Here is a 13,096-nt window from a genome sequence, read left to right as displayed (position 1 = left end):
CTCATACCCTTTAATATCAAGTGATAAGACCACATATAAACAATCATATGAACGCTATATCAAAGTATACTGAACTGATAATAGCGATATATTTACTTTATTAAATAGGTGATACTCTTTGGATTATTTTGAAAGACATGAAGGTGGCGAGCGCGCCATTATTGTACATTTAGACATTCGCCAGATTCAAGATCCTGACGATCTAGGCGAGTTTGAACTACTAGCAGATTCAGCAGGTGCTGATCGCTTGGCACTGGTCACAGGCTCACGTGCACGCCCTGATGCCAGATATTTCGTTGGTAGCGGCAAAGCAGAAGAAATTGCAGAACTGGTGCGCGAGCATGATGCAGATATCGTACTGTTCAATCATAATTTATCGCCATCACAAGAGCGTAACATCGAAGCGCTGGTGAAGTGCCGTGTACTGGATCGTACTGGTTTGATTTTAGACATTTTCGCGCAGCGTGCTCGTACTTACGAAGGTAAGCTACAAGTAGAGCTGGCTCAGCTGAACCATTTATCGACACGTTTGGTCCGTGGTTGGACGCATTTGGAGCGTCAAAAAGGGGGTATTGGTCTACGTGGACCCGGCGAAACCCAGCTTGAGACCGATCGTCGTTTGCTACAAGTGCGCGTCATGCAGCTCAAAAGTAGAATTGAGAAAGTCAGACAGACTCGTGCGCAAGGTCGAGCCCGTCGCCAAAAATCAGACGTACCGACTATCTCACTGGTTGGTTATACCAATGCGGGCAAATCCACTTTATTCAATCGCTTGGTGGATGAAAACATCTACGCAGCTGATAAGCTATTTGCGACACTCGATCCAACGCTACGCCGCTTAGACTGGCAAGGTGTGGGACGTGTAGTCTTGGTTGATACCGTAGGTTTTGTCCGTCATTTGCCGCATGAATTGGTTGAATCCTTTCATGCAACGCTAGAAGAGACGTTAGAGGCGGACTTATTATTACACGTCATCGATTCTTCTAGTGAAGATATGCACGAGCAAATCCAGGCGGTCAAAGAGGTACTTGCTGAAATTGATAACGATGTGCCAGTGCTCAATGTCTATAATAAGATTGATTTGACTGATGAGCCTGCACGTGTTGGTTATGCTAGCGAAGGTCAACCTAACCGCGTCTATGTGTCTTCTAGAGAGAACTTAGGTATAGAAGAGTTGTCATTAGCCGTGCAGCAGTTATTGACTGGCACATTGACCACTTTTGATCTGACGCTACCCTACCATGCAGGACAGTTAAAAAATACCTTGTACGAGCTCGGTGTTATTGAAGAAGAAAGCTATGATGATAGCGGTCATGAGTGCTTAACCATTCGCTTGCCAAGCGATAGACTAAGACAACTACTTGGACAAGCCAATCTCAAGCCTACCGATGTATTACCGCTTGCACAAGCAACATTACTGATGCCAGTACTTGAGGAATTTGAGCAGCCTGACGAACATGAGGTTGAAGAGCCGACGATGACGGCAGAAGAAGAAAGAGCGTTTGACGAATTCAATGCGCTCAATTCACAAACCGCTGATTCTGAAAAATAGTCGCTGTTGAAAAACGATTGTTTGCGTCAATAGATAAGTAAACGTTTGATTCATATTGTTAGACAGCAATCTTTTATACAGTAGGTTAAAATAGCATAGACGGTATCAATCGATATCGTCTATTTTTTTGGATGTGTCTACAAGCTTTATTAGTAAGCTTACTCTCTATATAATCAACGGTTATACATTCAACAAATATTGATAGGTGATACTCGCCACTCAAAAGTTGAAATGTCTCTACTGTCTATTATCAGCGTTCATAATATTATTTTTCACGTCATATTATTGATGCTATCGCCCACTCGTTTTTATAAACTCATTACCTATATCTGACTTGGCCACACTGCTTATGAAGCCTACTCACTCCTCCCATCTCCCGCTATGGATTTCGTTAATTTTAACGTTGACCATGGTTATCGTTGTCCGAGAGACGGCTGTGGTTCTTTGTCAGTTGGCAGGTATCGAAAAAGCCGCCAATATTGTTGGTTTGGTGGCGATGTTTGTTATCTTGATGATATGGCGATTGCTCAAAGGGTTGCCTAACTGGCTCACTCAAGCCAGTAATACCCTGCTCGTCGATAGTGGTTTTGCATTTCTGCCCGTCTCAGCGGGTGCAGGTTTACTGCTATTTGCGCTAGGAGATGAGCTGTTGGGCGTGATGGTCACAATGATAGTAAGTACGCTCATACCGATGTGGGGACTCGCGCTACTGGCCAATCGCTGGTTGAATCAAGATGCCAATGCCGACAGCGGCACGACCAATCAGCAAAAGGAACAGCCGTGAGCTGCGGAGAGATATTATGACTTTTGACAGCGTATTTATGGCGACCTTAGCAGCCGTACTCCTAACCTTAGCAGCACACGTCATTGCACGTGTGTTGGCGCGTAAGCTGTCATGGTTGCCGATGGTAATTACCGCGCTCGTTTTGGTACTGGTCTTCTTATTTTTATTGCAATGGGATTACGACAACTACTACAGCGCAGCCAAGCCTGTATTCGATCATCTATTAGGATATGTCACAGTGCTTTTGGCGGTACCACTAGCAGCAATGAACTTCAAAGGACTGCCTGTCAAAAAGCTCTCTTTGATTGTTGCTATTGCTAGTGTCATTGGTGCCCTACTACCCATGTCCTTGGCTTATCTATTTTCATTGAGTCACGATACCATACTCGCCTTTGCCACTCGTTCTGTGACTACCCCCATTGGCCTCAGTGTCGCAGACCTAATCAAAGCGCCATTAGCGATGGCTAACCTGATTATTATCGTTTCAGGTCTCATCGGTGGCACTTTAGCGCGCTTTTTGTTTCGTGGTATCGATGATGATCGGGCTAAAGGTCTCGCGCTAGGGCTGGCGGCTCACGCATTTGGTACAGTAGAAGCGTGGCAAATCAGCCATACAGCAGGACGATATGCGGCATTTGGACTGGCAGTCAATGGTTTAGTCACTGCCGTTTGGGTACCTGTATTTATCGGTGCGTTAGGCATCTAGACCGATTTCACTTACTACTCCGATCGATGATTGAGCACTGATTCCTTATTCCAATCATTATTTTTATTGTTATTGCTTACTCAGTAACGAGACTAATAGACATGACATTTGGCTCATCCGAGCGTTGTCACCACTTTTGCATTTTAGAGAATTAAAATAAGGTATGCATTAAAAGAGTGCTTGCCTATCATCCGATATAAACAGGCAGTTAATAGTCTCCAAAAACATAGCACTTTGATTTATCTGAGTTTGTTTAACGATAAAAATTTGATTTTACAACTTATTTTGTCAATCTGATGCGGCAAAAAGTTATTATATGTTATAGTAAGCAACTATTATTTTTTGTATCTATTGCAAGTGGTTCTTGTTAAACGTGGTATTTGCTAGGTCGCTATATCGATGACGAGCTATAAAATCCTGCAACCCCGATGACCGCTTAAGTGCGTAAAATGACGCGTCTATAGGCAAAACAATTTGCTATTATTCGATAAAAAGTGATAACACTATGATAAATACTGCTACTTTGATTACTCGCTGTTTGTCTCCTATTTTATTAAGTGCGATTGCCCTCTCTACTTTTTCTATTGCTGCCAACGCTGGCAATATGTATATCTATAAAGACAAAGGTGGACAAGTACTACTGACCAACGTCAATCCTAGTGGCAATTTTGATAAATTCACTAAAAAAGTTAAAGTCACTTATTACAAAGACTCTAAAATGTATGACGGCAGTAATAGTAGCAATGACTATGGTAGCAGTGCCGCTAGCAATAGTGGTAGCCGCAACGCTTACGACAGCTACATTCGTGCCTCTGCTGAACGTAATGGCGTAGATCCTGCTCTTATGAAAGCAATGATGCATACCGAATCCGCTTTCAATCCCAATGCTCGCTCACCAGTCGGTGCGCAAGGCCTCATGCAGTTAATGCCAGCGACGGCTCGTCGCTTTAACGTGAGTAACCCTTGGAACCCTGCAGACAATATTGAAGGCTCAGCCAAATATATCGCTTGGCTCATGCGCCGTTTTAACAACAATGTAGAACATGCCGTAGCTGGCTACAATGCGGGTGAAGGCAACGTCGATAAATACGGCGGTATCCCTCCTTTTAAAGAAACCCGTAATTATGTACAAAGAGTCATGAGCCGTTATCATAGCTTGTATAAGAATGATGCTGGGCTATCTGGCGCTAGTATGAGTGCCAGCAATCAAACGAGTAGCACCATTAACAGTGGGTTACGCAATGTCAGTTACGGTACTAGTAATAATGTGAATAGTGCCAGCTATGCTAACTCAGCTTATGATGCTTTACGCTAAGCCAGAGCTAAGCTAGAAATGAAATAGACCGGCGACCTAAAAAGCCAGACATAAAAAAGCCCGTTAATTTCTTAACGGGCTTTTTCATACTTGGACGCTTTATATCGTGATAGGTCATCAGTAATAAAGACAAACTGTGAGTACTAAATTAGCACTCACAGTATTTTCCAATATGACTTAATTCTTACTTGTTAGCAGCCTGAGTTGCAGCAACTTCAGCAGCGAAATCTTCTTGCTTCTTCTCGATGCCTTCACCAACTTCTAGACGTTTGAAACCAAGTACTTTTACGCCTTCAGCTTTTAGGACATCACCAACTTTTTTGTCGTTGTCCATAACATATGGCTGACGTAACAAGGTTACTTCGTCTAGGTACTTACGTAGGCCACCTTCGATCATTTTTTCAACGATGTTGTCAGGCTTGCCAGATTCTTTTGCTTTGGCTTCGATGATGTCTTTTTCGCGTGCCAATACGTCAGCAGCAACATCTTCGTCATCTACAGCAACAGGGTTGAATGCTGCAATGTGCATTGCAAGGTTTTTACCAGTGTCAGCGTCGCCGCCTTCATAAGAAACCACTACACCGATACGTAGACCATGACGGTATGCAGCGATATTAGCGCCTTCAAGTACTTCAACACGGCGAACCTGAATGTTCTCACCGATTTTTTGTACTAGAGATACACGTGCTTCTTCAACAGTCTGACCATCGCCATAAGGCAATTCAGAGATAGCAGCCACATCAGTGACGTTGTTTTCTAGTGCAATGTTAGCCACTTTTTCTGCAAATGCAGTGAAGCTATCGTCTTTTGCAACGAAGTCAGTTTGGCAGTTAACTTCTAACAAGAATGCTTTATTTTCGCCTTGAGCGATGATGATAGCGCCATCAGCTGCGATGTTACCCGCTTTTTTAGCTGCTTTTGCTTGACCAGATTTGCGTAGGTTATCAATGGCAACTTCAACATTACCGTTTGATTCTTCTAACGCTTTTTTACATTCCATCATGCCAAGACCAGTACGGTCACGCAATTCTTTTACCATTTTGGCAGATACTTTTACTTCTGTCATAAGAGTCACCTTAGTATAGTTATGTATAAGAGGAATTAATGTCTATTCGATATCTTAATATTGCTTTAAATCTAGCAAGACAGCTCATTTTGAGTTATTACTAATATAGCCATCAATGATGTCAAAAAGATAACATCTTGAAAACATAGCGCTATAGCCAGTACGAACGATAATACTCGCCCATTAGCTACTCGGTTATGTGTAACGGCCTCATTAATAATGCTCTATTCAATAACAAGGCATGACGAGTAAAACTACATCATGCCTATTATGAGCTCATACGCTGTTCACAACATTATATGGATGCTGATAGTCACACTATCAAGACATCCTTACAAAGTTAAACTTTTTAACTCAGCTATTTATTCAGCTGGAGTTGCAGCTTCTTCTGCAGCTGGTGCTTCTTCAGTAGCAGGTGCTTGCTCAGCTTTGCCGCCAGCTTGAGTTTGTGCGTATTCTTTACCAGCGATGATAGCATCAGCCATAGAAGTTACGTACAAAGTCACAGCACGGATAGCATCATCGTTAGCTGGGATGATGTAGTCAACGTTGTCTGGGCTAGAGTTAGTATCAACGATACCGATAACTGGGATACCTAGGTTTTTAGCTTCTTTAATAGCGATAGCTTCGTGATCTACGTCTACAACGAAGATAGCATCAGGTAGGCCGCCCATGTCTTTGATACCGCCTAGTGAACGCTCAAGTTTTTCCATATCACGAGTACGCTCTAGCGCTTCACGCTTAGTTAACTTCGCGAAAGTACCGTCTTCTGATTGCTTTTCAAGCTCTTTTAGACGGTTGATTGACTGGCGTAGTGTTTTCCAGTTAGTCAACATACCACCTAACCAGCGATGGTCAACGTATGGCATACCAGCGCGAGCCGCTTGCTCACGAACGATACCGCTTGCAGCGCGTTTAGTACCTACGAACAATACTTTGTTTTTCTTAGCAGCTAAGCCGTTTACATAAGTCAACGCTTCGTTGAATGCTTTTACGGTGTGCTCTAAGTTGATGATATGGATCTTGTTACGTGCACCAAAGATGTAAGGACCCATTTTTGGGTTCCAAAAGCGTGTTTGGTGACCAAAGTGAGCGCCAGCTTGTAGCAAGTCGCGCATTTCGATTTTGGTTGGATTCTTTGTAGCCATGAGAATATATCCTATTGGTTGGGTTATGCCTCCACATCACAAAAACAGCCTATTTAGCGACACGCATTTGCTATCGGTTAGTTTTCATTAGTACAGCACTAACGGATCACAAATTAATCAAGTCGCCAAACACCCAGCAATTTTTTGCCATGATGTGTGTGTCATTGGTTGGTTTAAAAAAGAAGCTATGGTCAGATTCAAAAAAAATTTCAAATCTAAACTATAAAAATAGCTGCGCTGTATTTTATCACATAACGCCTTTGAATCTCCAGCAGTTTGTTGGTAGAGTATCAATAAGATATAAAGCAAAAGTTATGGATAGAAAGATAAAAAAAAGCGACACATTCGTATCGCTTTTTTATTTCTGGCTTTAGACTTTATATGAATGGTTTCATATTAGATTATGCAATACAGATACCAATCACAGCCTTGTAACCGCGCCATGTGAATGGCGTGATATAGCTTTGGCGATCTCTAGGTAAGTAAGATACACTTGGTGCGCTTTCAACGATCTGCGGCGGAGAGATAATGAATTCAGAACCAAATTCTGTACGCGCATTACCAGAGATGGTATTGGCCATTTCACCCAGTAAGTCTTTCATCATCGTGATCGAAGAGTCAGGCTCACCCATCACTTTTATCACTTCTCGCAACATTACGCTTGGTGCACTGACATAGACGCAACCTTCAAGAGGCCCTGATATCTTAATGACACCACTATAATCAAAACCAATTGCCGTTTTATTGTTGTTCAAATAAGGGGTATCGATAGATACTTCTGAGCCGTCGATCTGCGCAAAAAATGCATTGATCGAGCTTAGAAACACACCCAACTTTTCTACTTTAAACATAATATATTAATATCCATCTGTATTACGTGGCAGCAGCATTAGTCCTGCAAACAAACCACAATCTCGCCAACTTGTGAGTGCCAAGTGATAGGAATGATAAAAGAACGCTCATCGTTTGGCAATACAATACTTTGCGGTGCGCCTTTGAATACGAAGGGTACAGAGATATGAAACTCTGCACCAAACTCTTTGCGCGCATTACCCGCGATTGTATTGGCAACTTCACCAGCCAAATCGATGTAGTTTTCCTCACTCTTATCGGTTTCACCCATGCTGTCCAATATTGAAGACAGTAACTCACGGGTTGCCGAAAAATACACAACGCCTTTCTGCGCGCCTGATATACCGATAACACCGGTATAGTCATGGACTTTTGGCTGCTTGTTTTCTAACAAATAAGGCGTATCAGCAATTAGCTCTTCTCCGCCAAACTGATTAAAATAGTTACTAATAATGCTCAAAAAAATCTGTAGCTTTTGTTCTTTCATAATGACATCTGCTTTAGTCGATGAATGGTATTAGTCTTGCATCAGCTCATATAAAGACTCTACGAGCTCCTCTTCTGAGAAGGGCTTGCATAAGAAACCGCTAGCACCCAATGATAAGGCTTCGATGCCAGTGGCTTTATCAGACAATGCTGACACTACCAAAATACGTACATCAGGATCAATCGCAATGATTTTTTCGATACATTCAAGACCATCCATTTGTGGCATGGTCAAGTCCATCGTGATCACGTCAGGACGATGAATGTTGAACTTTTCAATGGCTTGAACGCCACTGGTTGCGGTAGCAACCAGCATAAACTTTCCTGAATCATATGCGCGCTGAATACGGTTTCTGATAATATTCGAATCATCAACAATCATTAATTTATGCATAACTTATCTATTACCTTTAATGAAGTGCTTGTCGTCCCTGACAATATGTTTACTGTTTTTAATTAAGCTTTCGGTAAAGTAATGACAAACCGCGTCATCTGACCCAGCTCACTATTTACATTCAGCTTGCCATTGTAGTCTTTTACTTGCGCTTTGATAATATCAAGTCCAACGCCGCGTCCACCATCTTCATCTGCGTTTTCTTTGGTTGAGAACCCAGAAGAAAATAATTGCTTGAGTAAATCGCCTTGACTGAGTTGACTTGCTTCTTCCTCACTAAAGCGACCTTCTGTGCTCAGTTTATTACGGATGCTGTCATAGTCGATACCTTGACCATCATCTTGTACGACCAGTGTGACATCTGAACCGTTGTCTTGTACTTCTAAGTCAATTGTTCCAACTTCAGTCTTACCCGCAGAATGACGAACACTTGGTGCTTCGATACCATGCACAACAGCATTTCGTAGTAACTGGATACTAATTTCTTTGATTGGCTTTGCAAGATGCGCCGGTATCTCCGTTTGCGTCAGCGTATTGCTTTTTAGCTGTACTTGTTTACCTTGTCTAGCGGCAATCTCTTTTGCAAACTCATTGTAAAAAGACAGTCGATCATCGTTTTCATTATCTAGATCAATCTCTAGACCACCATCAGTATCGATACTGTTCACTGGCTGATGGTTTGCAACCGCCACTTTTGACACGCTACTGTTTAAGATATCATCACTAGACGCTATGGTTGTTTTTGCTGTCGCCGCTTTAGGTGGTGCTGAGCGGTTGATGCGTTCACCCAAGGTCGCAATGGTATTTGATAGACTCAACAAGTCATCTAAGTGTACTGCCAACTGTAAGAAATCATTACCCGATAGCTGACCTTGATTTTGCAATGCATGCAGCTTATCTTCTGCCTCTGAGGCGATTTTGGTAAAGCTATGCAATTTTAACGCAGAAGCCTCACCTTTCAAGCTATGCATTTCACGATAGATAGCTTTTAGCTTCCCTTCTAGCTCGTATTGTGAGCTACCAGGGTTTTTCAAGATGTTGTTCATACGCTCAATATGCGCTTGGGTGTTGCCAATGAACTCATTAATGATTTTTGGATTTACATTCAAGATAGTGGTTAGCATCTCAATCTGCATATCATTCTGCGAACGCTCTTTTTCTAAACGCTGTTCTAAGTAAACAGCATCTGACACATCGTTGACGTTAACCAAAATACGCGCAATGTCTTTATTTTCATAAACACGTGAGAACTTAAAATCTAAGAAGCGATTGTTAAGTCCTTTATCATCAGAGCTGTTATGTAGCATCACTTTGTGCAAAGGATTTAGAGAATCTACCAATTTTTCTTTAACTCGAGGATTATAGAGCTGCTCGATGAACTGCTGAGTGGTCTTAAGATCTTTGTCAGAAATACGACCACGCAAGACGTTGGTAAAGTTCTCTCCTGCTAGCCTATCAGAACCGACAATACCGTTAAGCGCGCGCGAGTGCTGCTGACCAATATTTAGGTCTTTGTCCAGTAGGAATAGGCCCGTATTTACCGTTTCCATAATTTCTTGCGTTTCACGACGAGCAGCAAATGCCTCAGCATCCGTCTCACGTAAGCGGCGTACAAAGAAGAATACGAAGATCAAGAAGTAAGCAAAAATCGCAACAACCCCAAGTGCCTGAATCAAACGAATGGTATTGGCTTGGCGCTCTGCATCATCAAACACTTCGTTGGTCAAATCATCTAATGATTCGTTCATTAGCAAACTTGAGGTTTTCGCCTGCTCTACCGCTTGGGTCAAGTCATCTGATGAATCGACCAGTACGTTATCAGCATCTTTTAAGTAAGTTTCAATTCTAGGCTCAAGTAGCTGCCATTGCTGGTTTGCCGCTTGTACACTTTCTTGTGCACTACCACTAACGCTCGGTAGTTTATACGTTTTACCATCAGCATCGTCGGTAATCGTGCCGCCTTGTCCGATAGCGGTCAACGTATTGTTAATCAGTGCTGTATTCTGTTCCAAACGCTCTAATACGCGCTGAATGTGCGGCGATTTGGTATCTTCACCGTAACTGCTATCCAAATCGAACAAATCTTTAATTACTGACTGTGCACTGTTTGCTACTTGGTTGGTCTGATCAATCAATACAGTGTTTCTTTCAAGCAAACTTGAGGTATAGAAAGTAAATGCAAGCAAAGCACCGATCAAAGACAAAAACAGTGCAATCGAAATAATCAAGCCGCGATAACGTTTGTTATCTACATTATTTATTGTAGCCATATCAATCGTCCCTTAGTTTGCTTGTTCAGTGGTGGCAGAAGTACTAGCCGTTGGACTTTCTGTCTCACCAAGCCAGCGAGTTTCGATCTCTTTAAAGGTCCCATTCGCTTTTAGCTTGGCAATACCGTCATTTACTTGATTGATAAGCTTACTATTACCTTTTGCCATCAAGATTACTTGCTGAGCGGCTGGATTATCCTGACCTTCATAAGGAACAATTTTAACGTCATATTCTGGATAGTTTTTTGCCGTATATTGCAAAATAGGCAAATCATGCAATATAGCATCTACCTTGCCTTGTACGAGATCCTCATACATCAAAAAAGGAGTAGTTTTAGTCGTTAAACTACTATAACTACCCATTGCTTTTAGCTGATCTTCTTGCTTTGTGCCTTCCACAACCTCTACATTCATACCTTGTAAATCTTCTAAACTGTTGACATTCAAACCGTCTTTAATATACATGATGGCTGCTGGATTAAAAAAGTAAGGTGTCGATAGACCGTATTTAACCGCTCGATCTTCTTTATAAGAAATACCTGCAATGCCCAAATCTCGACTGCCTGACTCAACACTGTCAAACAGGTTTTGCCAAGTTTCTTTATAGAATTCGACCTTAAATCCCTGTTCTTCGCCAATAGCGCGAATGGAATCAATATCAATACCTTGCATATTGCCATAATCATCTTGGAACGAAAACGGCGGCGTTGTACCTGTAGTGGCTACCTTAACAACGGGCGCTGAATCTGGAAGGCTACTGACAAACTCTTCCTGCCCTTCTGCAGGCGTGTTCTCAGCAGCAGTACTTTCTGGTGTACTAGAGTTGCTGCATCCAAAGATACCTACGCTTAAAACGACTGGTAATATTCGGTATAGCTGCTTCATAATCTATCCTTGAAAATTAACGTGGTTATACAATTTAATGAATGACAATCTAGAGAGGTTAGGCAATATTCCTATAATATTTACTTACATAACGTTACGTCAGATAATACTTACCTAACTTTACATTTGCAATAATAAAGTTTGACAATTATGTACGATAAGTTATATGTAAAATAAGACATATTTGAATATACAAAACATATGTTTTCTATTTAGCATAAAGAAAAATTACTTTTAAAATGAAAACCTTATGTAAAAGATAAAAATACCCAAAAAAAAGCACCCATATATCTAGAATATATGGGTGCTTTTTATAAGTACTCGGTTTACGATAAGACCTTGTATTTATTCTGCATCGTCAAGATTTAAGTTACGATCTATCTGCCAAATCAAAAAGGTACCAATACTCATCAGCGCAAACATCGCAATACCAATTTTAAGCACTGGGTTGACGGGGAATAAATTCAATAAAAGTCCACCAAAAATACCGACTGAAAACATAAGAGATCCTTGCAATGCACTTGCCATGCCCGCGCGGCGTTTCTGAAAGGCCAGTGCAATTGCCGATGCATTAGGCTGACTCAGACCCAAACCTGCAATACAGAAGAAAATACAAGCCAGTACCAGTGGTAACCAAGCATCGGTACCCAAGAACAGACCTATCACAAACAGCACGCCTGCAGAAATCACCTGCATCATCGCACCAAATCGCAGAATGCTTAAAATACGAAAGCGATTGGTGAGCCATTGGTTCAACTGAGTCAAACCTACAAAGCCTGCTGCATTCATCCCAAATAACCAGCCAAAATGTGTCGCCGATACACCATAGGTATCCATGATAAGCTCAGAGGCTGAGCTGATGTAGACGAACATCGCACCCATCAACAACCCACCACCAATCGCTGGATAGTTGAATGTTGGATCTTTTAGTAAATCCCAATACTGACTGAGCACCTCTTTTGCAGGACGCACATTACGATTTTCTTCAGTCAATGTCTCAAAAAAGAAAAACTTGGTAAGCAATAAATTTAGGGCACCAAAAGCGGCCAAAAACCAAAAAATGGAATGCCAATCAAAAAACTGTAAAAACAGTGCGCCAAGCGACGGCGCTAATATGGGTGCTAAGCCCATGACCAAAATCATAATCGAAAACGCTTTTGCGGTTTGCTTGGCTGTTAGGCGATCTCGAATAGCAGCTCGGGTCACCACTGCTCCCACACAAGCGCCCAATGCCTGCATCGTTCGCCCTACAAATAATACATACTCATTGTCAGTGGTCGCACAAAGAATGGACGCAATCACATACAGTGTCATACCTATATATAAAGGCTTAACACGGCCGACACGATCACTAAAAGGGCCATAAAATAACTGCCCGAATACCAAACCCAAAAAATACGCTGGCACAGAGTTGGCCATAAATGCCGTAGACACGCCAAAATCATCTGCCATTGATGGTAACGCAGGCAGGTACATATCAATGGATAACGGTCCTACCGCAACCATTAATCCCAGCATCATAATCCATGCAACAGGCAGATCAGCAGAGCGTACTCGTTCGGAGGCGATAGGTTTATTTGGGAGAGAGGATTTTGGGGCAGACATAGTTAGACCATTTATATAGTGATGATTACTTAA

The 13,096-nt window shown here is 42.0% G+C and carries 12 protein-coding genes; 4 read left to right on the top strand and 8 right to left on the bottom strand.

Annotation, left to right across the window (positions count from 1 at the left end; translation table 11 throughout):
• Window positions 1-118 precede the first annotated feature (118 nt).
• From hflX to ACHUET_RS02255, 4 genes are all read left to right on the top strand, one after another.
• Complete coding sequence (gene hflX / locus ACHUET_RS02270; protein ID WP_394210279.1) at window positions 119-1,552, top strand: ribosome rescue GTPase HflX; 1,434 nt, start codon at window positions 119-121, stop codon at window positions 1,550-1,552.
• A 349-nt stretch (window positions 1,553-1,901) separates the two neighbouring features.
• The gene (locus ACHUET_RS02265) at window positions 1,902-2,336 is read left to right on the top strand and encodes a CidA/LrgA family protein (RefSeq protein WP_394210277.1); all 435 of its coding nucleotides are present in this window, start codon (window positions 1,902-1,904) and stop codon (window positions 2,334-2,336) included.
• 16 nt (window positions 2,337-2,352) lie between these two features.
• Complete coding sequence (locus ACHUET_RS02260; RefSeq protein ID WP_394210276.1) at window positions 2,353-3,042, top strand: LrgB family protein; 690 nt, start codon at window positions 2,353-2,355, stop codon at window positions 3,040-3,042.
• Between the two features lie 505 nt (window positions 3,043-3,547).
• Entirely contained in the window at window positions 3,548-4,357 is an 810-nt protein-coding gene (locus ACHUET_RS02255) for a lytic transglycosylase domain-containing protein (protein WP_394210274.1), read from the top strand.
• A gap of 184 nt (window positions 4,358-4,541) precedes the next feature.
• Here ACHUET_RS02255 and tsf read toward each other — a convergent pair whose 3' ends face one another.
• The 8 genes from tsf to ACHUET_RS02215 all read right to left on the bottom strand — a co-directional run bounded on the left by tsf (window position 4,542) and on the right by ACHUET_RS02215 (window position 13,063).
• Entirely contained in the window at window positions 4,542-5,423 is an 882-nt protein-coding gene (gene tsf / locus ACHUET_RS02250) for a translation elongation factor Ts (RefSeq protein WP_394210272.1), read from the bottom strand.
• Between the two features lie 362 nt (window positions 5,424-5,785).
• A complete protein-coding gene (gene rpsB, locus ACHUET_RS02245; RefSeq protein WP_186475105.1) occupies window positions 5,786-6,571 on the bottom strand; it encodes a 30S ribosomal protein S2 in 786 nt (261 codons plus the stop codon).
• A 401-nt stretch (window positions 6,572-6,972) separates the two neighbouring features.
• Window positions 6,973-7,422: a chemotaxis protein CheX gene (locus ACHUET_RS02240; RefSeq protein WP_201600451.1), complete on the bottom strand. Its 450-nt coding sequence runs from the start codon at window positions 7,420-7,422 to the stop codon at window positions 6,973-6,975.
• Window positions 7,423-7,460: 38 nt separating this feature from the next.
• Window positions 7,461-7,910 carry a chemotaxis protein CheX gene (locus ACHUET_RS02235; RefSeq protein ID WP_201600454.1) on the bottom strand — a complete coding sequence of 150 codons (450 nt, stop codon included), beginning with the start codon at window positions 7,908-7,910 and terminating at the stop codon, window positions 7,461-7,463.
• Between the two features lie 30 nt (window positions 7,911-7,940).
• Window positions 7,941-8,303: a response regulator gene (locus ACHUET_RS02230; RefSeq protein WP_201600457.1), complete on the bottom strand. Its 363-nt coding sequence runs from the start codon at window positions 8,301-8,303 to the stop codon at window positions 7,941-7,943.
• A gap of 62 nt (window positions 8,304-8,365) precedes the next feature.
• Complete coding sequence (locus tag ACHUET_RS02225) at window positions 8,366-10,573, bottom strand: ATP-binding protein (RefSeq protein ID WP_394210269.1); 2,208 nt, start codon at window positions 10,571-10,573, stop codon at window positions 8,366-8,368.
• Window positions 10,574-10,585: 12 nt separating this feature from the next.
• Window positions 10,586-11,458 carry a transporter substrate-binding domain-containing protein gene (locus ACHUET_RS02220; protein ID WP_394210267.1) on the bottom strand — a complete coding sequence of 291 codons (873 nt, stop codon included), beginning with the start codon at window positions 11,456-11,458 and terminating at the stop codon, window positions 10,586-10,588.
• A 345-nt stretch (window positions 11,459-11,803) separates the two neighbouring features.
• Window positions 11,804-13,063: a multidrug effflux MFS transporter gene (locus tag ACHUET_RS02215; protein WP_075107664.1), complete on the bottom strand. Its 1,260-nt coding sequence runs from the start codon at window positions 13,061-13,063 to the stop codon at window positions 11,804-11,806.
• Between the last annotated feature and the right edge of the window lie 33 nt (window positions 13,064-13,096).

The organism is Psychrobacter piscatorii (assembly GCF_043641605.1).
GTDB classification, from domain to species: Bacteria; Pseudomonadota; Gammaproteobacteria; order Pseudomonadales; family Moraxellaceae; genus Psychrobacter; species Psychrobacter piscatorii_C.
Note: the sequence above shows the minus strand (reverse complement) of the source record. Positions and strands in the feature narration are given on the sequence as shown.

Excerpts from the sequence above, each read along its gene's own strand:
- ACHUET_RS02265 (WP_394210277.1), top strand. The coding sequence starts at position 1,902 with ATGAAGCCTACTCACTCCTCCCATCTCCCGCTATGGATTTCGTTAATT.
- ACHUET_RS02260 (WP_394210276.1), top strand. The coding sequence starts at position 2,353 with ATGACTTTTGACAGCGTATTTATGGCGACCTTAGCAGCCGTACTCCTA.
- ACHUET_RS02255 (WP_394210274.1), top strand. The coding sequence starts at position 3,548 with ATGATAAATACTGCTACTTTGATTACTCGCTGTTTGTCTCCTATTTTA.
- tsf (WP_394210272.1), bottom strand. The coding sequence starts at position 5,423 with ATGACAGAAGTAAAAGTATCTGCCAAAATGGTAAAAGAATTGCGTGAC.
- rpsB (WP_186475105.1), bottom strand. The coding sequence starts at position 6,571 with ATGGCTACAAAGAATCCAACCAAAATCGAAATGCGCGACTTGCTACAA.
- ACHUET_RS02240 (WP_201600451.1), bottom strand. The coding sequence starts at position 7,422 with ATGTTTAAAGTAGAAAAGTTGGGTGTGTTTCTAAGCTCGATCAATGCA.
- ACHUET_RS02235 (WP_201600454.1), bottom strand. The coding sequence starts at position 7,910 with ATGAAAGAACAAAAGCTACAGATTTTTTTGAGCATTATTAGTAACTAT.
- ACHUET_RS02230 (WP_201600457.1), bottom strand. The coding sequence starts at position 8,303 with ATGCATAAATTAATGATTGTTGATGATTCGAATATTATCAGAAACCGT.
- ACHUET_RS02225 (WP_394210269.1), bottom strand. The coding sequence starts at position 10,573 with ATGGCTACAATAAATAATGTAGATAACAAACGTTATCGCGGCTTGATT.
- ACHUET_RS02220 (WP_394210267.1), bottom strand. The coding sequence starts at position 11,458 with ATGAAGCAGCTATACCGAATATTACCAGTCGTTTTAAGCGTAGGTATC.
- ACHUET_RS02215 (WP_075107664.1), bottom strand. The coding sequence starts at position 13,063 with ATGTCTGCCCCAAAATCCTCTCTCCCAAATAAACCTATCGCCTCCGAA.